General features: G+C 33.1%; 20 protein-coding genes, 1 riboswitch and 2 other annotated features. All 20 genes read right to left on the bottom strand.

The genetic code is table 11. The features are described from left to right. Positions 1-2: 2 nt before the first annotated feature. The 20 genes from hemA to KA894_RS01005 all read right to left on the bottom strand — a co-directional run bounded on the left by hemA (position 3) and on the right by KA894_RS01005 (position 24,083). Positions 3-1,337 carry a glutamyl-tRNA reductase gene (gene hemA, locus KA894_RS01100; protein WP_210133626.1) on the bottom strand — a complete coding sequence of 445 codons (1,335 nt, stop codon included), beginning with the start codon at positions 1,335-1,337 and terminating at the stop codon, positions 3-5. A gap of 159 nt (positions 1,338-1,496) precedes the next feature. Further along, complete coding sequence (gene yihA / locus KA894_RS01095; protein ID WP_103373298.1) at positions 1,497-2,084, bottom strand: ribosome biogenesis GTP-binding protein YihA/YsxC; 588 nt, start codon at positions 2,082-2,084, stop codon at positions 1,497-1,499. A 272-nt stretch (positions 2,085-2,356) separates the two neighbouring features. After that, positions 2,357-3,619: an ATP-dependent Clp protease ATP-binding subunit ClpX gene (gene clpX / locus KA894_RS01090; protein WP_096809263.1), complete on the bottom strand. Its 1,263-nt coding sequence runs from the start codon at positions 3,617-3,619 to the stop codon at positions 2,357-2,359. A 186-nt stretch (positions 3,620-3,805) separates the two neighbouring features. Then, positions 3,806-5,116, bottom strand: coding sequence for a trigger factor (gene tig, locus KA894_RS01085; protein WP_096809261.1), 1,311 nt, complete (start codon positions 5,114-5,116; stop codon positions 3,806-3,808). 183 nt (positions 5,117-5,299) lie between these two features. Next, positions 5,300-6,223, bottom strand: a complete 924-nt coding sequence (locus KA894_RS01080) for a hypothetical protein (RefSeq protein ID WP_119487940.1) — start codon at positions 6,221-6,223, stop codon at positions 5,300-5,302. Positions 6,224-6,235: 12 nt separating this feature from the next. Next, positions 6,236-6,847 carry an NUDIX domain-containing protein gene (locus KA894_RS01075; RefSeq protein ID WP_096809256.1) on the bottom strand — a complete coding sequence of 204 codons (612 nt, stop codon included), beginning with the start codon at positions 6,845-6,847 and terminating at the stop codon, positions 6,236-6,238. Positions 6,848-7,363: 516 nt separating this feature from the next. Then, positions 7,364-7,720 carry a 50S ribosomal protein L20 gene (gene rplT / locus KA894_RS01070; protein ID WP_096809253.1) on the bottom strand — a complete coding sequence of 119 codons (357 nt, stop codon included), beginning with the start codon at positions 7,718-7,720 and terminating at the stop codon, positions 7,364-7,366. A gap of 66 nt (positions 7,721-7,786) precedes the next feature. Continuing rightward, the gene (rpmI, locus tag KA894_RS01065) at positions 7,787-7,987 is read right to left on the bottom strand and encodes a 50S ribosomal protein L35 (RefSeq protein WP_096809251.1); all 201 of its coding nucleotides are present in this window, start codon (positions 7,985-7,987) and stop codon (positions 7,787-7,789) included. 28 nt (positions 7,988-8,015) lie between these two features. After that, on the bottom strand, positions 8,016-8,543 hold the full coding sequence (infC, locus tag KA894_RS01060) for a translation initiation factor IF-3 (RefSeq protein WP_096811207.1): 528 nt from the start codon (positions 8,541-8,543) through the stop codon (positions 8,016-8,018). A gap of 23 nt (positions 8,544-8,566) precedes the next feature. After that, positions 8,567-8,695, bottom strand: a sequence feature (ribosomal protein L20 leader region). A 64-nt stretch (positions 8,696-8,759) separates the two neighbouring features. Then, positions 8,760-10,247 (bottom strand): amino acid permease, encoded by a 1,488-nt coding sequence (locus KA894_RS01055; RefSeq protein ID WP_210133625.1) that lies wholly within the window; start codon positions 10,245-10,247, stop codon positions 8,760-8,762. A gap of 212 nt (positions 10,248-10,459) precedes the next feature. Further along, a riboswitch (Lysine riboswitch) is annotated at positions 10,460-10,632 on the bottom strand. Between the two features lie 58 nt (positions 10,633-10,690). Next, complete coding sequence (gene thrS, locus KA894_RS01050) at positions 10,691-12,628, bottom strand: threonine--tRNA ligase (protein WP_096809246.1); 1,938 nt, start codon at positions 12,626-12,628, stop codon at positions 10,691-10,693. Between the two features lie 82 nt (positions 12,629-12,710). Next, positions 12,711-12,919 (bottom strand) — a binding site (T-box leader). Between the two features lie 47 nt (positions 12,920-12,966). After that, entirely contained in the window at positions 12,967-13,890 is a 924-nt protein-coding gene (dnaI, locus tag KA894_RS01045; RefSeq protein ID WP_103373300.1) for a primosomal protein DnaI, read from the bottom strand. Between the two features lie 3 nt (positions 13,891-13,893). After that, the gene (locus tag KA894_RS01040; RefSeq protein ID WP_119487939.1) at positions 13,894-15,285 is read right to left on the bottom strand and encodes a replicative helicase loading/DNA remodeling protein DnaB; all 1,392 of its coding nucleotides are present in this window, start codon (positions 15,283-15,285) and stop codon (positions 13,894-13,896) included. After that, positions 15,286-15,756: a transcriptional regulator NrdR gene (gene nrdR, locus KA894_RS01035; RefSeq protein WP_096809240.1), complete on the bottom strand. Its 471-nt coding sequence runs from the start codon at positions 15,754-15,756 to the stop codon at positions 15,286-15,288. It lies immediately after the preceding gene. Between the two features lie 263 nt (positions 15,757-16,019). Further along, a complete protein-coding gene (gene gap / locus KA894_RS01030; protein WP_210133624.1) occupies positions 16,020-17,045 on the bottom strand; it encodes a type I glyceraldehyde-3-phosphate dehydrogenase in 1,026 nt (341 codons plus the stop codon). Between the two features lie 297 nt (positions 17,046-17,342). Continuing rightward, complete coding sequence (gene coaE, locus KA894_RS01025) at positions 17,343-17,969, bottom strand: dephospho-CoA kinase (RefSeq protein ID WP_096809236.1); 627 nt, start codon at positions 17,967-17,969, stop codon at positions 17,343-17,345. Between the two features lie 15 nt (positions 17,970-17,984). Next, complete coding sequence (gene mutM, locus KA894_RS01020; RefSeq protein WP_096809234.1) at positions 17,985-18,857, bottom strand: bifunctional DNA-formamidopyrimidine glycosylase/DNA-(apurinic or apyrimidinic site) lyase; 873 nt, start codon at positions 18,855-18,857, stop codon at positions 17,985-17,987. Positions 18,858-18,872: 15 nt separating this feature from the next. Then, positions 18,873-21,503 (bottom strand): DNA polymerase I, encoded by a 2,631-nt coding sequence (gene polA, locus KA894_RS01015; RefSeq protein WP_119487938.1) that lies wholly within the window; start codon positions 21,501-21,503, stop codon positions 18,873-18,875. A gap of 181 nt (positions 21,504-21,684) precedes the next feature. After that, complete coding sequence (pnpS, locus tag KA894_RS01010) at positions 21,685-23,373, bottom strand: two-component system histidine kinase PnpS (RefSeq protein ID WP_119487937.1); 1,689 nt, start codon at positions 23,371-23,373, stop codon at positions 21,685-21,687. After that, the gene (locus KA894_RS01005; RefSeq protein WP_096809229.1) at positions 23,373-24,083 is read right to left on the bottom strand and encodes a response regulator transcription factor; all 711 of its coding nucleotides are present in this window, start codon (positions 24,081-24,083) and stop codon (positions 23,373-23,375) included. The genes pnpS and KA894_RS01005 overlap by 1 nt, the downstream gene beginning before the upstream one ends. Positions 24,084-24,390: the final 307 nt, after the last annotated feature.

Below are 24,390 nucleotides of genomic sequence, written 5' to 3'. Positions count from 1 at the left end.
GCTTATTCAAAACTAAAAATTTGACTTGTCGTAGCTACATTACGCTTTTTCTTTTTGGGTTCATAAGCTTGTTCTGCTTCAATGTCAAAAATGTTTTGAAATAGCTCTAATTTTTCGTTACCTTTTTTGTCACTACTCAACTCTTTAGCCTGCTTAATAGGATCTTTTAACATTTGGTTAATGATACTTTTGGTGTGTTTTGATATAATTTTGCGTTCTCTTTCTGTTAAACCTGGGAGTTTTCTATCAATACTACTCATTGTATCTTCTTGTATATTCATTGCTTTTTCTCTAAGCGCACGAATTACAGGAACGACACCTAGCATATTAACCCATTCATTATGTGCGTCAATTTCTGCTGGTATTCTCTGCAAGATTTCATTGGCTGCATTCTGACGTTCTTTAAGGTTAGCATCTACTAATCCTTTCAAATCGTCAACATCATAGTTAAACACATCTTGAACAGCATTTATATCAGGTTCAATATCTCTTGGAACTGCAATATCTATTAACACAAGTGAATCATTTTTTCGTTGCGATTGTATTGAACTGATCATGTGATCCGTAATAATATACGTATCTGAACTAGTTGAACTTATAACTATATCGGCATGAGCCAAAAGTTGTGGTAGTGCTTTCATAGATTCATATTTAACATCATGTGCTATAGCTAACTGTTGCGCTTTGCTCACAGTTCTATTTACTATAGTAATATCTGTTACATTTGAACCTATCAAATTTAAGAGTGATAATTCACTCATTTCCCCTGCACCGATGATCAAAGCTTTTTTATTATTAATTTTGCCAAACACTTTCTTACTGAGTTCAACTGCTGCATATGAAACACTTACTGCATTATCTGCTATATCAGTGTCATTGTGCGCTTTTTTCGCAAAAGTAATTGCTTGTTTAAATAAGTGATTAAATACAGTACCCGTCGTATCTTCTTCTTGAGCAACAAAGAATGCATCTCTGATTTGTCCAAGAATTTGAGTTTCACCTAATACTACAGAATCTAATCCTGAAGTAACTTGCAATAAGTGTCTTACTGCATCGTCCCCCACAGTTACTTCAGTCATAGCTTTAATCTCTTCTACTTCAAATCCAAAATTTCTCGCTAAAAAACGTTGAATATAATAGCGACCTGTATGAATTTGATCAACAACCGCATATACTTCTGTACGATTACAAGTTGATAATATTACATTTTCTAAAATAGATTTAGTTTCGAATAAATCAACATTGGCTGAACGTATGGCATCATCTTTAAAAGCAACTTGTTCTCTCAGTGCTACATCTGCTGTACGATGATTAATGCTTATCGCAATTAAATGCATTTATAACGCCCTCCATACATATTACAATAAGTAAATTATAACACAATTATCATTTGAGTTAAGCAACTTGCACACGTAAATTAGAAATATTCTAATTTACATTCAAATAGTTGTCATAATTTGTACAATTAATGTTGCCCATATCATTGTTATTAATTTTTATAAATATTTTTCAATTATATTCCATACCTGTTGTTGCTTACTATTTTTTATAGAAGAATAACTTATAATTTCATCTTCAGGTTCCATTTCAAGTTTCCGTTGTACATTGGATAAATGTTTTTGGACTTTACCTTTTGCGATTTTATCTTCTTTAGTTGCAACAACCAATATTGGAATATCAAAATATTTCAAATAATTATACATTAAAACGTCATCTTCTGTGGGATTATGTCTTAAGTCAACGAGTTGAATTACCAGTTTTAGAGACGCTCTCTGCGAAATATACTTTTCAATCATTTTCCCAAACGCTTCACGTTGTTTTTTGCTTACTTTGGCGTAACCATATCCTGGTACATCTACAAATACAAGCTGGTTATCAATATTATAAAAATTGAGCGTCTGCGTTTTACCAGGTTGTTGTGATGTTCTAGCCATATTTTTACGACCAATCATGCTATTGATAAACGTTGACTTACCAACATTAGATCGGCCACTCAGCCCAACTTCACTCAAACCTGTTTCAGGATATTGTTCAGGCTTGACAGCACTTATTAGTAATTCAATTTCATTAGGATTTATTTTCATTACCGACCCTCTTTTCTATTAAACATACTCCATTATTATATTACACAATTTCAAATAATAATATGTATTTTTCTATGATTTTATACCTTTTAACAAAGAAAGAGGCTAAGACATAAATACGTCTCAGCCTCGAATTTCATATCGGCACTACCGCTACTTGAAAATAAATTTTGTGTCAAACTTTTTCGAGTTTAGCATGTTCGCCGTTACACAACAAAACAATCTTTTTTTAGGAAAATTGGAATTGTATCGTTTTCTTTTGTGTTACTAAATTAAGCAGAAGTTTGTTCCTTGTTTACAAGGTTTCCTTCTTTATCGTATAGTTCAGGATTTTTTTCTTCATTAATTGTTTCTTCAGTTATAACTACTTTTACAACACCTTCAGAAGATGGCACATCGTACATAATATCAATCAGTGCTTCTTCGATAATTGAACGCAATCCACGTGCGCCTGTTTTACGTTCTATGGCTTTATTACTAATAGCTGATAATGCTTCATCTGTAAATTCTAATGCTACATCATCAAGTTCTAACATTTTAGTATATTGTTTCACTAACGCATTTTTAGGTTGCGTTAAGATGTTTTTCAATGCATCTACATCTAATGTTTCTAAATTAGCAACAATTGGCACACGACCGATAAATTCAGGGATTAAACCATATGATTGTAAATCTTCAGGTCTAATTTGTTCAAGGATAGCATCTTCATCATATTTAGATGCTTCGCTACTTGAAAAGCCAATCACTTTTTCTCCAAGTCTACGTTTGATTACTTCATCAATACCATCAAATGCACCACCAAGTACAAATAAGATATTCGTTGTATCAATTTGAATTAACTCTTGGTTTGGATGTTTACGACCACCTTGTGGCGGCACGCTTGCAGTAGTACCTTCAAGAATTTTTAATAATGCTTGTTGCACACCTTCACCAGACACATCTCTTGTAATAGATGTATTCTCTGATTTTCTAGCTATTTTATCAATTTCGTCTACATAAATAATGCCTTTTTCTGCTTTATCTACATCAAAATCAGCTGCTTGAATTAAGCGTAGCAGAATATTTTCAACATCGTCACCTACATACCCGGCTTCAGTTAGACTCGTAGCGTCTGCAATCGCAAAAGGTACGTTTAAAGTTTTAGCTAGTGTTTGAGCTAGAAGCGTTTTACCGCTACCTGTTGGTCCGATTAATGCAATATTACTTTTTTGTAATTCAACATCATCTTCGTTTGGACCTAAATTTTGAACACGTTTATAATGATTGTACACTGCAACTGCTAGAGACTTTTTAGCTTTTTCTTGGCCGATAACATAATCATTTAATTGGTCCATAATTTCTTTAGGAGTTGGTAATTCTGTTAGCCCCTCAGATTCTGACTGAGCTAATTCTTCTTCAACTATTTCTGAGCATAGCTCAATACATTCATTACAAATGTATACGCCACTTCCTGCAACCAACTTCTTAACTTGATCTTGGTCTTTACCACAGAAAGAGCATTTTAAATTTTCTTCATCTTCATTGAATTTGAACATTCTATTTACACCCCTATTCCCTAAAGACTATACTAGATAGCATTTTAATATGCAACTTGAAGAAAACTCAAGTTTTTTGCACAAAACATTGTAGCAGACACATTGTTCAAATGCATCTGCTACTAATTTACAATATTAAACAACTAATCTATATTCCTACAAACAATATGCTTGAGAAATGTTTAGTTACGCTTCTGAGTCATCTTTAGATGGTTCTACTAATTTTGCTTCTTCAACTAATAAATCGATTACTTTTTGGATACGCACATCATTTTTCACAATGTCAGTATTTCCAAGTGTTTGTTTAATATCTTCAACTGAGATATTAAATTGTTCACTCATTTTTTCTAATTCTTTATCGATATCAGCGTCAGTTACTTCTACTTCTTCTGCATCAGCAATCGCAGTTAAAGTTAAGTTTGTTTTAACGCGTTCTTCTGCGTCGTCTTTCATTTGTTCTCTTAACTGTGACTCATCTTGTCCAGAAATTTGGAAGTAAGTTTCTAAATTAAGACCTTGTTGTTGCATACGTTGTCCAAATTCTTGAACCATACGGTCTAATTCAGTTTTAATCATAGCTTCTGGAATATTAATTGTTGTGTTATTAGTTGCTTTATTGATAGCTTCCTCTTTTTGAGTGTTCTCAGCTTCAGTTGCTTTTTGTTCAGCTAAACGTTTACGTAAATTGTCTTTGTATTCGTCTACTGAGTTAGCTTCTGCATCTAATTCATTCGCAATTTCATCATTTAATTCTGGAACATCTTTATATTTGATTTCATTTACTTTTGTTTTAAAAGTAGCTTCTTTTCCAGCTAATTCTTCAGCGTGGTATTCTTCTGGGAAAGTTACGGTAACATCTTTTTCTTCGCCAGCTTTCACGCCTACTAATTGTTCTTCGAAGCCTGGAATGAATGAACCTGAACCAATTTCAAGGTCATAACCTTCAGCTTGTCCACCTTCAAATTGTTCACCATCGACATAACCATCAAAGTCGATATTGACAGTATCACCGTTTTCAACTGCGCCGTCTTCTTTAACAACCATTTCTGCTAAATGACCAAGTTGATGATCGATTGATTCTTGTAATTCTTCTTCTGTTAATTCAGTATTTTGTTTTTCAACTTCTAAACCTTTGTACTCACCTAATTCTACTTCAGGTTCAACTACAACATTTGCTTCAAATGTCATATCTTCACCTTTTTCAATTGATGTCACGTTAATTTCTGGTTGATCAACTGGTTTGATTCCAGCTTCGTCAATAGCTTCACCGTAAGCTTCTGGTAATAAGATATCAACTGCATCTTGATACAATGCTTCTACACCAAAACGTTGTTCAAAAATTTGGCGAGGTACTTTCCCTTTACGGAAACCTGGCACATTAATTTGTTTAACCACTTTTTTGAAAGCTTGATCAATTGCTTTGTCTACTTTTTCTGCTGGAACAGTAACAGATAAAACGCCTTCGTTACCTTCCTTTTTTTCCCAAGTTGCTGTCATGTATAAAAACCTCCATGATTATCCTATTTTATTTTTTCAACTTCATTATTATAGCACACGTCAAAGCTCGACACAAATTATGAACTTTATATGAATAATCAATGAAAAATTGAAACTTATTTTACTTTTATATTTCCTTTTTAACGTTTACCCATGAATCAAATAAGTTAAATACAAAATCCACTATTTTTCTTTATCTAAAGAAACGATAAATGTAATAACATGGTTTGTTTCATCTAATATTTCTAAGCCTACCATAGATTTAAAGTAGTTACTATACGCTTCTACCCAAGCATCTTTGGTTGCAATGTTTTCAATATTTATTGGATAAAGTAAAATGGCATGATTGTTCAATAAGTGAAGCGCTTCTTCAATAAGTTGCGCTGCGTCATCCTCAATATTTTTCAAAACATTTGGAATAACATCAGTCTTAAACGTCGTGTGTTCCAACCCTTCAAGTTGGTATGGTATCACATCAACTTCAAATCCAAATTTATGGATGTGAATTGTTGATTCGCATTCAGCAAACCGTAAATATTCTAACATAATACTTACAACGTTTGGTGCTAAATGTCCGTCATTTAATAAATGCATAACTGTTTCTTGGTAACGATATTGACTATAATCAATTAACGATAAAATTGTATTAACTTGTTCCCTTAACGTTAAAGCATCAAAATTTTGTAGCATTTGTGCTGCCCGTGTATTATGCTTATCTATTTGACTCAAAGCATATTCTTTAATAGGAAAAAGTTCCATTCTTGTCTTATGGTCATTTACTTCATCGATAATTTGGTTGATGATTTCGACAACTTCAAAATATTGATCCAAACCATTTAAGCTTTGTACATAATAGATGATTAAATCATCGTAATTTGAAATGCCTTGTTTTAATAAAATGATCGCTTCTTCACGTAACTCTAAGTAATGTTCCATCTTATAAAGCATAGCACATTTCAACAGAGCCATTTGTTCATCAAGTTCAAACTGTGCTTCTAGTGACTCAAACAGATTATACATTGTTTCAAAGTCATGCTTATTATATGATTGCTTTATTTCTCTAATCAATTTATCTTTTGAGCGTGGAAATGGAATAATATCAGACATTGATCAACACCTCTATTGTATTGCCTGTAATATGAGTGCACTCCATGTTTCAAAATCATCATATTGCTCTATCTTATTATGATTTACCCATTTGATTTTTAAAGTGTCTGTTTCTTTAGCCTCTACATCATTACTATCGACTTTAATTTTAAAGACAACACCCAAGTGGACTTCACCAACTTCATTTGTATCATCATTGATAAAACCTATGTATGCTAAATTTTGAGATTTATGCTCTGGTAAACCTACTTCTTCATCTAATTCTCTTTGAGCATTTACTCTGAGCACTTCGTTAATAGATTCAGCGCCTTTAACATCATTCATATGACCACCAACGCCAATAGAAGATTGGCCATGCAAACGAGATTCTCCACCGCCAGAAAGACGTTCATAAACTAAAATTTCATCGTGCTCGTTTTCTAAGATACAATATGAAATAAGTTGTTTGTAACTTGGATCTTCTTCCATGTCACCACGACGTTTAATTTCATATTTAGAAAGTGTTTCAAAAATGTCTTGACCTTTATTAGAATTTTTATCTAAAAAACCATTAAATTGATTATTTTCGTTATCAAATAAAACTTTTCTTGGTACTACTGTAATCATTTCATCAAATTTAGACATTGGTTTCTCCTTCATATGTGACTTCCTTGTCATTTTATCAAATCATTTACATATCTCAAAATGATACTACAGTTAATAAGGTACAGACAGAAATACAAAATTTCAATACCTCGAGATCTCCCACAAAACGTTTCTGCCTATGAGACAAAACACAAGCGTAGAAGCATTTTCATACACAATGGCATGTTCCAATCATTATATATAAACGATTCGTTTCCATAAGCAGAAGATGTCAACTAAAACGCATGCACAAGCTTTACTTTAAAAGGCGTCGTTCTCTAAACATTTGATACTCATATGTTTCATCTACATAATCATTGCTGACACCACATAAAACAGAGCGAGATAGAAATCACATTTTGCTAAAATGATTTATCTAACTCGCTCCGATAAGATGGTTATAAAAAAGTATACAAGCTTGATATTAAATACATTTTCATTTTAGTTATTTATATTGTCTATATATCATTTAAGGCCAAGACATTACATATGTCTTAGCCTCTTTTAACTTAAAAATTATTTTAAAGCGTCTTTAGCTTTAGCAACTAATTCAGCAAAAGCTTTTTCATCTGAAATAGCAATCTCAGAAAGCATTTTACGGTTAACATCAATACCAGCTTGTTTTAAGCCATTCATTAATCTTGAATAACTCATATCGTGTTGACGTGCAGCTGCGTTGATACGTGTAATCCATAATTTACGGAAATTACGTTTTCTTTGACGACGATCACGGAAAGCGTATTGTCCTGATTTCATAACTTGTTGTTTTGCAACTTTATATAATGTGTGTTTAGCACCGAAGTAACCTTTAGCTAATTTAATCGTTTTTTTACGACGCGCTCTTGTTACCGTTCCACCTTTAACTCGTGGCATAATAAATTCCTCCTCAAAATGTGTACATTCTTAATTTTTCGTTGTTTCTTATAGCTATATCATCAATTATTTTTTATAAGTTAATAATTGTTTTACACGTTTCATGTCTGATTTGTGTACTAATGAAGCTTTACGTAATTTACGTTTTTGTTTAGTAGTTTTGTGTGCAAACATATGTGAAGTGAAAGCTCTTGAACGTTTTAATTGACCTGAAGCAGTTCTTTTAACACGTTTAGCAGCTCCACGGTGTGTTTTCATTTTAGGCATGATTCATTTCCTCCTGTATTATCAAATATTATTTTTCATTTATTGGGTTAAGCATAATGAACATTTGACGTCCATCCATTTTAGGTTTTTGCCCAATAGTTGCAATATCTTTGCATTCTTCAGCAAATTTTTCTAAAACACGTTGTCCAATCTCTTTATGCGTAATCGCACGACCTCTGAAACGAATTGAAACTTTACATTTGTCGCCTTTTTCTAAGAATTTACGTCCGTTTTTCAATTTAGTTTGGAAATCATGTTCCTCAATTGTTGGACTTAAACGAATTTCTTTAAGGTTAATTGTTTTTTGTTTCTTCTTCATTTCTTTTTCTTTTTTCTGTTGTTCGAATTTATATTTTCCATAATCCATTATTCTTGCAACAGGTGGTTTAGCATTTGGAGCCATTATGACTAAATCTAAACCAACTCGTTCAGCCATTTCTAAGGCTTCAGATTTCGATTTAACACCGATTTGTTCTCCATCTTGCCCTATTAAACGTAATTCTTTTGCGCGAATCTTTTCGTTAACTTGAGTCTGATCTTTTGCTATGGTTGACACCTCCAAGATTTTTACGAAATTATCCCAAGCAAAAAGAGCGAGTATATAATATACCCGCTCTTCTCTACACATGATCTTTCCATGTATATATAGACCTGCCAACTGCATTCAGCGTCGCTACAGGTGAGAAGCGGGAGCTTCTACTTGGTTCGTTTCGTATTCAACATTACCTATCTTAGCAACAATACTGATATAAGTCAATACTTTGTTTGAATATTATTTTATTTCATCCATATCCACGTCTTGGCGAAGGTTCACTTTTTCTAATGGTACAATTTTAGTTTTATAGCGTACTTTATGATAAATAAAGAATGCTAGGAATACTGGGATACCCATGTAAGTAATAATAAAGCGATTCAAATTAAAGTCGCCCGTTTGTATAAAATCGACGTCTTGGCCAATGATTACAAGCACACATAGTACGCCTGCGAAAATCGGGCCAAATGGGAATAATTTAGCTTTATATTTCAATTTAGATTTATCATAATTCTGTTTATCAAACGCTTTTCTAAACCTATAATGGCTGACCGCGATACCTACCCAAGCTATGAAACCAGTCATACCACTTGCTGCAACGATGTATTCATACGCATCGCCACTTAAATGTTGTAAAACAAATATGCCAATCACAATGATTGCTGTTGCGATAAGTGATACATAAGGTACACCGCTTTTATTTGTTTTACCAAATATAGGGTATGCTAATTTATCTTTACTCATCGAATATAACATTCTAGTAGAAGCGTACATACCTGAGTTACCCGCTGATAGCACCGAAGTTAAGATGACCGCATTCATAAACGATGCCGCAAATGCTAAACCAGCGTTTTGAAATACAAGCGTAAATGGCGAAGTTGCAATATCATCACCGCCACCCATCAATGATGGGCTATCGTACGGAATCAACATACCAATTACAAAAATAGCTAATATATAGAAAATCAATATTCTCCAAAATACTTGTTTAATGGCTTTTGGCACAGCACGTTCAGGATTTTCAGATTCACCCGCTGTAATACCAATCAATTCAGTGCCTTGGAACGAGAACCCTGCAACTAAGAATACACCTAAAATAGTTAGCAGACTGCCACCCAATCCATCTCCAAGTATTGGGCCGCCACCTTTAGTAAATGTATCGAAGCCAACAAATTCTCCGCCCATAATACCTAAGATGGTTAGTAATCCTATTGCGATAAAGATAATAACTGTTACAACTTTAATTAATGCAAACCAGTACTCGCTTTCACCATATACTCTAACTGATAATGCATTGAGTCCGAATATAATGATTAAAAATAGACAGCTCCAACTCCATGCTGGGATACCTGATAATGGCGTCCAATATTGAATAACTTGGGCTGCAATTGTAACATCAGCTGCAACTGTTATTACCCAGTTAAACCAATAATTCCAACCTAGTGCAAACCCTAATGATGGATCAACAAAGCGTGTCGCATACGTACTGAATGACCCAGATACGGGTAGGTAAGTAGCCATTTCTCCTAATGATGTCATAAGGAAAAACACCATTGCTCCAATAATTGTGTATGCAAGCAATGCGCCTAAAGCGCCTGCATCATGAATTGCGCCACCAGAAGTCATAAACAATCCAGTCCCAATACAACCCCCAATTGCTATCATGGATATATGACGATCTTTCAATCCCCTTTTTACTCCATTATTCTGAATTTCTTCTTTTGCCATAGATGCTCCCTTTCTTTTAAACTTAGAGGTTAACTTACTAATATAATTAAAAACGCAAACTTATAGTAAGTAGTGATATTACCGCTAGAATAATCATGTCGTTTACACAATTTGTCGTAAATTTTTCCCGTATTTGTATGAATGATAATCTTTAACCTAAAATAAAATGGTTGCATACCTATTAGATATGCAACCATTTTAATAATAGCATTTATATAGGTAGCACATCACATATGTGACAGTCCAGTTTCTTTCGATAACTGACCCAACCAACAGCGCATCTGGTCACTGTTGGTTTCGGCGTCTTCACCTTTCACAAATCCTACATATGCCCCAAATAGCTACCGGACTGTTACTGATTAAAAACGCAACCTCTAACTCAAATTCAATATTTTTTATTTCACTAACTTGTAATATACATGATTTCAATAAGAGTTTCAAGACTATCTTTGTTTTTTAAGTCTAATCTCGTCTACAAGTTCCCAAATAAATGTTTCTTTTTCAACAGTTTCTTGATCTTTTGAACCGTATTTTCTTACGTTGACTTCATTGTTCTCAACTTCTTTGTCACCAACTACAAGTTGGTAAGGGATTTTTTGCATTTGAGCTTCTCTTATTTTATACCCCATTTTTTCATTGCGATCATCGATTTCTACTCTCACACCCTGTGATTTAAGCTCATCTTGCAGTTGTCTAGCATAATCATAATGCAAATCTACATTAACTGGTATAATTTCGACTTGTTTTGGTGCCAACCAAGTTGGAAATGCACCTTTCGTTTCTTCAGTTAAGAATGCAACAAAACGTTCCATTGTTGAAACAACGCCACGGTGAATGACAACAGGTCTATGTTGTTCGCCATCTTTACCTATATAAGACAATTCAAATTTTTCAGGAAGTAAAAAGTCTAATTGTGCTGTAGATAATGTTTCTTCTTTACCCATAGCAGTTTGAACTTGAACGTCTAATTTCGGACCATAGAATGCAGCTTCCCCAATGGCTTCTTCATAATCTAAACCAAGTTCATCAACCGCTTCTTTCAACATACTTTCAGCTTTGTTCCACATTTCATCATCATCAAAATATTTTTCTTTATCTTCTGGATCTCTATAACTTAAACGGAAGCTATAATTTTCGAAACCAAAATCCTGATAAACATCAATGATTAAATTAACAACGCGTTTGAATTCTTCTTTAATTTGGTCTGGTCTTACAAAAATATGTGCATCATTCAATGTCATACCTCTCACACGTTGCAAACCAGATACTGCGCCACTTGCTTCATAGCGATGCATTGTGCCTAATTCTGCAATTCTAATTGGTAGTTCACGGTAAGAATGAGGTTTATTTGCATAAATCATCATATGGTGCGGACAGTTCATTGGTCTTAAGACCATTTCTTCATTCTCATCTAATTTCATAGTTGGGAACATATCTTCCTGATAGTGGTCCCAGTGGCCTGATGTTTTATATAAATCCACATTTGCCATTACTGGAGTGTAAACATGATCATAACCCATGCTTACTTCTTTATCCACGATATATCGTTCAATTTCACGACGAATTGTTGCTCCGTTTGGCAACCACAATGGTAGACCTGCACCTACTAATTGGTTGTTCGAGAATAATTCTAATTCTTTACCAATTTTACGGTGGTCACGTTCTTTACGTTCTTCAAGCATTTTTAAATGTGCTTTTAAATCTTTTTTATCAAAGAATGCAGTACCGTATATACGTTGTAGCATTTTATTATCACTATCGCCACGCCAATAAGCACCTGCAGTTGATAATAATTTAAACTCTTTAATTTTTGACGTTGAAGGTACATGGACACCGCGACAAAGATCAGTAAATTCGCCTTGTGAATACAAAGTAACATTTTCATCTGATGGGATTGCATCGATTAACTCTAACTTATACGGATCGTCAGCAAAAAATGTCTTCGCTTCATCTCTTGAAACTACTTTACGTTCAATTGGATAGTTTTCATTAACAATTTGTTTCATTGTTTTTTCTATCTCTTCAAAATCATCAGAGGAAACGCTTTCTGCCATATCAAAATCATAATAAAATCCGCCTTCAATTACTGGGCCAACACCAAACTTCACATCTCCATATAAACGTTTTAAAGCTTGGGCCATAAGATGCGCAGTAGAATGACGCAACACTTCTAATGCTTCCTCACTGCCAGGCGTTACGATTTCAATTTCGCCATCGTTTTCAATTGGACTTGTTAAATCAATTAATTGTCCGTTCAATTTACCAGCGACTGCCTTTTTTCTTAAACCTGGGCTAATAGAATGCGCAATTGTTTCAGTAGTTGTACCCTTATCAAATGCTTTCGAATTACCATCTGGAAATATAATATTTATTTGATCCATTTAAATTCCTCCTATATCTATACTTGCCTTAAATCTTCACGAATAGCTATAACTTACACAAAAATAAAAAGACCCCATCCCTAAAAGGGACGAGGTCTTCGCGGTACCACCCTAATTAAAGTTACAATCATATCAATTGCAACTAAACTCTGCATAAGGTAACGGTCTTGAGCCGGATGTTTATTAAAACATCTATAATGAAGTAGTAATCAATAATGATACTTACCAATTTCTCATCAAACATTGGCTCTCTGTGAAGTATGATATTATTCATCTTGTCTTCATTTTATTTCGCTTGATTTAGATTTAACTATATTATACAACATTTTTTTAAGAATTCAATCGTCTCGATAATTTTTTCCTTCTAAAAAATAGGGTTTTGCCAATGACTTAATCCGTTCCATAATCCGAGCTGCTTTTGTTTTTTCTGTGCCGTCACGTGTGACAGATAAGTGATATTCTAATTCTTCAAAACTTAAATTAGAACTGAAGAATGTTGGTAATTCTTGGACCATTCTATAATGTAACAATGGTCCAATCACTTCATCTCTTGCCCATGGGGTGATTTCTTCAGCACCTATATCATCTAACATAAGGATATGGGACTCGCGGACTTTTGCCAATTTGGTTTCAAAACTACCATCTTTAAATCCACCTTTTAAAGCGCGAATAAACTCAGGTAAATATACAATGGTCGACGAGACTTTTTCAGCTTTTAATTGATTTGCGATTGCACCTAATATAAATGACTTCCCAGTGCCAAAAGGTCCATGTATATATAATCCTTTAACTTGTGGTGTTTTGCTAACTATTTTTTCACAAATATCAGTTGCTGCCATAGCAACATCAATACGATCCCTTCTATCCATATATATATCGCTCAATTTTGCATTCAATGTATCACGTTGCATATGATGTGAAGAGATTAAATGCGCATTAAATTTCTCTTCGTCATATTTTATTTTACAAGGACAAGGAAGGTAACGAATCTTGATATGTTGATTTTCTACGTATAATTCTGGAATATGACCTTTAACAAAGTTAGGACAGTCTTTAAAATCGTGGCCGTCATAATGTTTTTCTTGGTCTTTATATTCTTGCAAAATATTTAAATCTTGGTCGATCATTGCGTTTGTTACTTCAGATTGGTGTGATTCTAAAAATGTTTTTACGTCAGGATCGTTTATGACATCTTTTTTAATCTTTTCAATTCGTTTACTTAAATCTTTAGAATCACCCATAATATGATTGAAAGACTTCATATATTATTCCTCCTCTCTCTTGCTATTTAATCGTTTTAATAACGCTTCACGATCTCTTTTTAATGTTTCATCTTCATCAGCATTTACATTATTATCTGAAGTTTGTGAATTAGAAGCTTTGTTATCACGTTCTTCTAACCATTTCGGTGTCATTTCTCTAGAAACAAGTTGTTTAGGTTTATATTTACCCTTTGTAACTTGATTGGAGTGAGTGTCTTTGGGTTGATTTACCTTCTTCGCGTAATGATAAGCCTGTTCTGCCGTCTTAATTCCCTTTTTCTTCCAATTTGATGCAATTTCAAAAATATATGATTTAGGAAGTTTCATATCTTCTTTTAACATCACGAATTGTAAAAGTATATTAATCACACCAAATGGCAACTGTTCTCTCTCAATCAATTCTTCAATCATGTATTTTTGCTGTGTTGTCGGTTCAGATTCAGACCAAGATGCAAGCATATCAATTGGACTCGTTTCATCTAATTGCTTTAACCAATTGTTAGATGCATCAGATGGTTGTATATTTTCCCCACTATTTTCATTATTATGATAGTTTGTTTCTTGAGCATTCAGTTTCGGCAACTGTTGTTCATGCTCAATAAGATAGTACGTTCTTGCATGTTTACGCAATTCTTCAAAAGAGAGTGTTTGCGCACTCGTAATTGATTTCAAAATAATACGTTTCATGGCTTCTGGTGTTAAACCATATAAAGTTGCAATTTGCGTTATCAGCGTTTTCGCTTCATGATTAATAATCTTTGTACTGATAAAATGGTTTTGTAATAAATCATATAGTGTTTCAAAATCAAAGTGCACATGTGATAAATCCATACCACCATACGCCTCTTCACTTTCAATCTGTTGTGTATCTACAGTCATTGATTTATTAGGCACTTTAAAAACATCAGTAAAAGTACGTGTGACATCTTGGTACTGGTCTAAATCGATAGACACGTAATCCTCAAAATGTGTCTTTAATTGAAAATAGCGTTGTTTACTGACCTCGCTATATAAATATACTGACAGCATAGGGTCATTGAAAAATTGCTGAGATGATGGCGGTTGAATTAATTGATATACAAAAGAAGAATGTTGCTGATTATGGTTAACATAAGATTTTACTAATCCTATGCCCTCTAACAAATCCATTTCTTTTCTAAATTCAAGTAAATTTATCTTCAATTCACTCATGATAATATAATGTGTCAATACCATATCTTGTTTAAATTCAACAAACTGGTTTAAATAATGGTATAAACCAATCGCCTTTGATCCTATCATGGGCGTAAATAATCTATTTAGTATTTCTAAATGTTTATGATTTAGATAAAAACGGCGTATGACATGGAAATCGTCATGTGGCCTCAAACCATAATCATAGGGCTGTAATCCCATTTAAGAATCACTCCGTTTATTCTCTGCTAAAATCCCTTGCATTGATTGCAATAATTGATCAACATCTTTAAATTCTTTATAAACTGACGCAAAGCGTACGTAAGATACTTGATCGACATGCATTAATAAATTCATCACATGTTCTCCTATTTCTCTAGAAGAAATTTCTGCATGTCCTTCATCTCGCAATTTCCATTCTACATTATTTGTAATATCTTCTAACTGTTGATAGCGTACTGGTCTCTTCTCACATGAACGCACTAAACCATTTAATATTTTTTCACGTAAAAATTGTTCTCGTGTACCGTCTTTTTTCACAACGATTAGCGGTCGTTTTTCAATATGTTCGAACGTAGTGAACCTTGTGCTACATTGTTCACATTCTCTTCTACGTCGAATCGCATTTACTTCATCAGCATGTCGTGAATCTACAACGCGAGAGTGCGTTGAACTACATTTCGGGCATTTCATCGAATTACCACCCTCTCAATTTGATTACCTTACATTATACTACAAATCTTTAAGGCACAAAAGATTGCTATTACACAATTCAGCAATTAGTTTTAAAAAGCATTTCGTTTATAATAAATATTTGAAAATAAAAACTCCTTTTAATGTAAGATATCTGTTCTTACTTTAAAAGGAGTTTTGTATTATCTTCAATAATAAATAAATATTCATTCATAATCAATTAATTTAGATAATGTTATATTTTGTGTTTATTAAATAAGGTATTAATGTGCTACGGTTGAAATATTATTTTTTAATAACTGACCAATTTCTTCGGCCACATCAACCACTCTGTTTGAGTATCCCCATTCATTGTCATACCAAGCAATCACTTTTACTTTGTTATCACCCATTATCATCGTACTTTGCGTATCAATAATTGCTGAATGTGGGTTTGTATTAAAGTCCATTGATACAAGCGGTGCATCTTCAGTTGCAATCACATGGTCTAACGGGTGGTTTTTAAATGCTTCGTTAACTTCTTCGGCTGTTACTGAAGTATCTAAATCCACTACTAAATCTACTAAAGATACATTTTTAGTTGGCACTCTTAACGCCATGCCATGTAGTTTACCTTCTAATTCAGGTAATACTTCTTTAAGTGCTTTTGCAGCTCCTGTGGAAGTTGGAATGATGCTTTCATTGCATGAACGTGCACGTCTTAAATCTTTATGTGGATTATCAATGTTGTTTTGGTCATTAGTAATAGCATGAACAGTTGTCATTAAACCATTTTGAATACCAAATTGGTCATTTAATACCTTAGCTACAGGTCCGATACAATTTGTTGTGCATGAGGCGTTGCTAAAGATATCGTATTTTTCGATATCTAATTGGTCATCATTAACACCTTTAACTATCATTTGCACAGCACCGCCTTTAGAAGGCCCTGTTAACAATACTTTTTTAGCGCCAGCTTTAATATGTGCGATAGCTTTATCCCCATGGTTGAATTTACCTGTAGCTTCAATTACAACGTCGATATCTAGTGCTTTCCAAGGTAAATTTTCTGGGTTTCTATCAGCTACAAGCTTAATTTTATGATTATCGACCATTATACCGTTCTCCACCGGTTTTACTTTTAAATCGTAGTTACCGTGTGTCGTATCATAATTGATTAAGTGTGCAATTGTCTCGGGTGGATAGCTAGCATTAATCGCTACTATATTCATATCCTCACGTTTTAATGCAATCCTTAATACCATTCTACCTATTCTACCCATGCCATTAATTGCAATATTTGTCGTCATTCAAAGCACCCCTTGTCTTAGTGTTATACTTTATGGAATTAGTATAACATAAATAGATGAATGAGAAAGCGTTTTCTTGAATAATTTTTAAAAAATTTAAAGTTTATAAAATTGTAAGTTTGCGATATTCATTCTTATCATACAACCAAATAGCTTGATTAATATTTTCATAACCTAAAAAAAAACGAGAGTAGGACAAAATCAAAGTTTTAGTTTGACTTAGTCTCTACACCCGCATTTATAAATTATTGCAATTCATTATTTAACGATTCAATGAACGCAACCATTGTTCATCATTTAAACTTCTTGAGAATGGTCTGTTGCATTCTCAATATAACCTTCATCTACTAATAATTGTTCTAAATTTTGTTTCAACTCTATTTTAGAATCTCTATTATCTATCACATGATCCGCCATTCTACGTTTTTTATCTATAGAAATTTGGCTATATACTCGCGCTTTAGCATCTTCCATAGAAATATCGTTACGTTGCATTAATCTATCTATCTGTATACTTTCTGAAGTGTAAACGAGCCACACCTCATCCACTGTATCTTGTAAATCATTTTCATATAATAAAGGGATATCCATAATAACATTATATCCATCTTCTAAATAAGCTTCTTTTTCTTTTTCCATGATTTCTCTCACAATTGGATGTACGATTTCATTCAATTCTAACCGTTTTTCTGGATGATTAAAGACAAGATCGCCAACATAGGAACGATTCATGTTACCATCTTCACCAATTGCTTCATCTCCAAATGTTGCTCTAACTTGATCAAGGCCTTTCGAACCCTTCTCTACTGCTTTACGTGATGCAATATCAGCATCCACTATTTTAAAGCCATGCACAGATAGTAATTCTGAAACAGTCGATTTACCTGATGCGATACCACCAGTTAATCCAATAACTTTAGGCATAATTTCACTCTTCCTTCATTTTTGACATGTCGGGCAGAAATGACTATTACGTGTTGCAATCACTTGCGTTTCAATATCATTTCCGCACACTTTACATGTCTTTTGTTTATATACGTTTAAATGCATTTGCATCGTACCTGTGCTACCGTCAGCATGACGATAGTCTGAAATGCTAGTACCACCATATTTAATACCCGCTTCTAATACTTCACGAACATAATAAAATAACATTTCTTTTTCTTGATGGTTCAATTCTTTAGACTTGCGTGCAGGGTTAATACCGGCTCTAAATAATGCTTCACAAGCATAAATATTACCACAACCAGAAATCACCCTATGATCTAAAATCATTTGTTTGATTGGTTTATTTTGATATAACCTCTTATCAAACCAAGCCATATAGTGTGATAAGGCCTCTTTGTCAAAAGGTTCTGGCGCAATCTCTAAGAATGATGGATATGCGTCAAAAGAAGCTACATTTCTAATTTCTCCAAATCTACGAATATCTGAATAAACAAGTAGTTTATCATTATTTAATTTAAAAATCACATGCCAATGTTTACGGTAATTAGGGACGTTGATGTCTTCTAATTTATCTACAACAAAAAATCCACCAGCCATGCCTAGATGACTAATTAATATTCTTTGTTCAGAATTATTTTCAATATAAAAAACGATATATTTACTTCGTCGTTCGATATCATATATCGTATAACCTTCAGTATAACGTTTAAATGTATCTAATGCTAAACCTTTTATAATCGTTTCTTTGCCTTTATCTTTACCCTCTATCACTTTATCAGAAAAGATAACTTCTTCAATTTTCTGTCCTTTTACAAAAGGCTTAATCCCCCTTGTAACATGTTCAACCTCAGGTAGTTCAGGCATGTTATTCCCTTCTTTCTATTTTGCATCATACCATGTTTGCCCATAACTAGATTCCACTTTCAATGGAACGTCTAACTTAAGTGCATTATCCATTATTTCTTCAATAAATTTTTCAAAATCGTTTATTTCTTCTTTTGGTAATTCGAAAATCAATTCATCATGAACTTGCAGCAATAATTGCGCATGGAAATTCGTATGTTTGGCTTCATTTGCAAAATATACCATCGCAAGTTTGATAATATCTGCTGCACTTCCCTGTATTGGCGTATTCATTGCTGTTCGTTCAGCAAAACTTCTTAAATTAAAGTTTCTGCTTGTGATATCAGGGATATATCTCCGTCTATGCAGTAATGTTTCTACATACCCTTGTGCTTTACAATCCTTAACGATATCTTCCATATATTGTTTCACACCCGGGAAGCTATCTAGATAATCATCTATGAATTTTTTAGCTTGTTTTCGTGTTATACCTAAACTTTGACCCAAGCCATAATCACTAATCCCATAAACAATACCAAAATTTACTGCTTTAGCTTGTCTTCGCATTAAACTATCTACTTCTTCAGGTGCAACATTAAATACTTTAACTGCTGTTGCAGTATGAATATCTTCATCATTAATAAATGCTTGTTTTAAACTTTCATCTTGCGTAATATGTGCCAATACCCTTAGTTCAATTTGTGAATAGTCAGCTGAGAATATAACATTATTTTCATCACTAGATTTGAATGCTTTTCTTATTTTTCGACCTTCGTCTAAACGCACAGGTATATTTTGCAAATTAGGATCAACTGATGACAAACGTCCTGTTTGAGCCAATGTTTGGTTAAAGCGTGTATGAATACGATTATCTTCACCGATAACCTTTTGTAAACCTTCAATGTAAGTAGACTGTAATTTAGCTAGTTGTCTGTATTCTAAAATATATTCAATAATTGGATGTTCACCTTGTAACTGCTCTAAAACATCTACTGCAGTCGAATAACCTGTTTTAGTCTTTTTAATTACCGGTAATTTAAGTGTTTCAAATAACACAACGCCTAATTGTTTTGGCGAGTTAATGTTAAACGTTTCACCTGCTGCATCATAGATATTCTCAATCAAAACGTCTAATTTACCTTGGATTTCTTTCTCCATTTTTTGTAATTCACTGATTTCTGTATAAATACCAGTTTCTTCCATTTCACTTAATATACGCGCTAATGGTAATTCCAAGTCGTATAATAAATCAGACTGATTATATTCATCTAATTGTTTTTGAATTTTGGATTTGACTTGATCAATCGCTTCAATAATTGTTCCCACATATGGGTTTAATACCTCATCTTCAGGAATATGCTTTTTCTTACCTTTACCATATATTGCAACACTTGATTGTACATAATGTTGGCCATAATTTGCCACTACAGAATTGACATCATCGATTGTACGTGAAGGGTCAATGATATAACTTGCTAACATAACATCAAAAACGATATGTTTGATATTAATATCTAGCCGATGCGCTACGATATAAGATTTTTTAGCATCATAAACAATTTTCTCTGTAGTATCATCTTCTAGCCACGCTACTAATGCAGGGTATGTTTTTATTTGATCTGCATTGATTACTACATGATGCTCACCATCATATAATCCAAATTTTAAAATATTATCTTTTAGATAATTAACACCATCTAATTCAAAATGAATTGTCGCGGAACTTAATGTTTGGAAATCTACATTTGAAAAATCTTGCTCTATCTCAATATCCATTTCTTCTGCACTAGACGTATCATTTGAAACATCCATTTGATTTAAAAGTTGATTAAACTCTAACTTTTTAAATAATTCAACCTTATCCTCAGTATGGGGATGATCTGGTAATTTTGTATCTTCTAGCGCAACTTCAATAGGGCTTTCACAATTAATTGTCGCAAGCGTCTTACTCATTAAAGCATCGTCTTTACTATTTTCAAGTTTTTCTTTTAATTTCTTTCCGGACACTTGGTCAATATGATTATATACATTCTCTACGCTTGAAAATTGCTTCAGCAGTTTAATTGCAGTTTTTTCACCTACCCCTGCTACGCCTGGGATATTATCTGATGTATCACCCATCAAACCTTTCATATCAATGATTTGTGTAGGTGTTAATCCATCATACTTTTCAGCGATAAATTCAGGCGTGTAATGATCTACGTCTGTAACACCTTTTTTAGTATAATAGATTGTAACGTCATCTGTAGCTAGTTGTGTTAAATCACGGTCACCGGTGATGATAATAGTTTGGAAGTTTTCACTATTGGCTTGTTTACTTAAAGTGCCAATAATATCGTCCGCTTCATAATTTTCAAGTTCGTAGCGTTTGATTTGATATGCATCTAATAGTTGTCTAACATAAGGAAATTGTTCACTTAACTCGGGTGGCGTGGATTGACGCCCTCCTTTGTATTCACTGTATTGTTCATGTCTGAATGTTGTTTTCCCTGCATCGAAAGCAACTAAAAAATGTGTAGGCTGTTCTTCTTTAATTATTTTTTCTAGTAACATCGCAAAACCATAAACGGCATTCGTATGGATACCAGCTTTATTTTGTAATAATGGTAATGCGTAGAAAGCTCTAAAGCTTAAACTATTACCATCAATTAAAATTAATTTGTTCAATATTTTAACCTCCAACACATATTTATATACTATTTTAGCATAAATGATATGTTAATCAGTATTCATTCGACATACAGATTTCTAAAAGAGCTTTTTAAAAGCGATAATAAAAATAAATCAATCGATTTAACCCTAAATTGCTAGGGTTAAATCGATTGAAATGATTGGTTATAGACATATTCTATTCGAAAAATGTTACTCTAAACGTCGAACCTTTTTCCAGCTCACTAAATACATTGATTCTGCCGTGGTGTGCTTCCATAATATGTTTAGTGATTGACAGACCAAGTCCTGTGCCACCAGAATCTCTGCTTCGAGCTTTATCTACACGGTAAAAACGTTCGAATATATGTTTTTGGTCTTGCTCACTTATACCAATACCAAAATCTTGAACTTCTAAAATACGCTTATTGCCTTCTTTAAAAACACGCACAATGACTTCTTCTGAAACTTTAGAATAACTTATCGCATTGGATAGCAGGTTAAGTGCTACTTGTGAGACTTTATCCTTATTTGCTTCGATAATAATATCACGATTAATTTCGTTAACGATTGTGATGTTTTTATTTTCAGCGATATTTTGCATGTTTTTTATTGTAGTTTCTGCGATTTCGGATAAGCTTGTAGGCTCTGTTTCTAATTGTGTCTGCTGTTCCACATGAGACAAATCTAACAAATCATAAACTAACGTTTCAATACGGTTAGATTCTTTTGAAATGATTTCTAGGAAATCGTTTAACGTTTGTGCATCGTCTTTAGCGCCGTCTAGTAAAGTTTCTGCAAAGCCTTTAATTGATGTAATAGGTGTTTTTAATTCATGTGATACATTGGCAACAAATTCGCGTCTTAAATTTTCTAATTTTTTTAAATTTGTTATATCATGCAGCACGACCACCATACCATATAAATTTTTTTTGTTTTTAGATAAAATTGGAATACACGCTGTATCAAAGTATTTTTGATGTACTTGGTCAATCGTTAATTTGATTTGATCATATGTAGATTTTTCTACTTTAAATGCTGCAGCAATCAATGGTTGTATCTCAGGATCAATAAAATCAATATAATTTTTATGTTCTACTGCATCCTCAGGGTTAAATACATCATAATATGATCTATTAGCTACTACGATGTCTCCATATTTATCAATCATTAAAATTGAGCTAGGTATGTTTTCTATTGTTGTCTTCAAACGGTTAGATTGCAATTTTTGTTTGTGATTCAATCGCTGTAGTCTTCTAGCTAACTCATTTGTGGTAACAAATAGCTCTCTTGTTTCTTTGACATTGCTTTCAGGCACTCTGACATGGTAATAACCTTCAGCTAAAAGATTTGTTGCGTATGTGACTTCGTTGATAGGTCTAATGTAAGTCCTATTAATGCTTCTAACAACAAAGAAAATGATAATTAAAACAAACAAACCGATTAGTCCCACGTATTTCCAAATACCAACTTGTAATTCAAAAATTTCATTATCAATACTACTAATTATAATATCTTTATCTTTTAAAGACGTTTTGAAAGTGTACCTATGATTGTCTCCTACTTTATCGTATATCAACTTAGAAGGGTTCGCTTCATTATTAATATCTTTATTAATATGAGTGCCTTCATTTGTGGAAAATATTTTGTCGTTATCTTTAGTAATGAATAATGTGAATTTTTCACTCTTAGCAATGTCTTTAATTTCATTTGTTTTATCTTGATTGTATAAGCTTACGAGATGTTGTGCTTGATGTTCTAAGTCGCCTTCTTGGTTTGAAATAACAGTATTATAAATAACATGTGTAATAATCGCACCTAACGCAATAAAACTAACGATAACAATTGTACATAATAAAAATAATAGTCTCTGGTGAAACTTCAGCATTAAACTTTAGGTCTTTCCAACTTATAGCCTAAGCCTCTAACTGTTTTTATCAATTTAGGCTGCTTAGGATTTTCTTCCAATTTATCTCTCAAATGACTAATATGTACATCCACAATTCTTGAATCGCCAGCAAATTCATAATTCCAAACAGAGTTTAACATATGTTCACGCGTTATAACTCTTCCTTGTCTTTCTATAAGGTATAACAATAATTCGAATTCTTTAGGTGTTAATTCGAGTAATTCATCTTCACGATAAACTTCAAAGTATTCAGGTCTAATTCTTATTGAACCAATTAAAATATCATCTTCGTCTTCATCACCTGGTACAGCCTCACTTATCATTGCTGAGCGCCTTAAAATTGCCTTGACTCGAGCTACCACTTCCCGTGGAGAGAATGGTTTTGTCATATAATCATCTGCGCCAAGCTCTAGGCCTAACACGCGATCAAATTCATCATCTTTAGCAGTTAACATTAAAATTGGCACTAAATTTTTGTCTGAACGAATCGTTTTACACACTTCGATACCGTCTTTTTTAGGAAGCATAACATCCAATACAACCAATTCTGGATTTGAAGTATTTACTTTTTCTAAAGCTTCTTCGCCATCATAAGCAACTTCCACTATGTATCCAGCTTGCTCTAAATTATATTTTAACAAGGTTACGATTGATTGCTCATCATCTACTACAAGTACTTTTTGTGACATAGTATACCTCCAATTTTATGATTACAAATTAATTATAACTTATATTTTAATAAAAATAACATACTTAAAAGTATTTTTACATAAACTTAATAAATCATTGATCGTTAGTTATTTGTAAAATAATTACAAAAAAATTGTATTTTCTTATTTAACAAATCACTAAGGGATTTCAAGATAAATAATTTAAGCCTAAGTATTTAAAAAGTTAATATTTACTTAACATTTACTTTATATTTCAACGCTTATATTTTCTATTATAAGCAAAAATAATTTAGTTATCACTATTTAATATCTCCTTCTTAGATAA

It is taken from the genome of Staphylococcus sp. GDY8P131P (assembly GCF_017891975.1).
GTDB lineage: Bacteria > Bacillota > Bacilli > Staphylococcales > Staphylococcaceae > Staphylococcus > Staphylococcus nepalensis.
The sequence above is the reverse complement of the archived record's forward strand: the minus strand, read 5'-3'. Positions and strand labels throughout refer to the sequence as shown.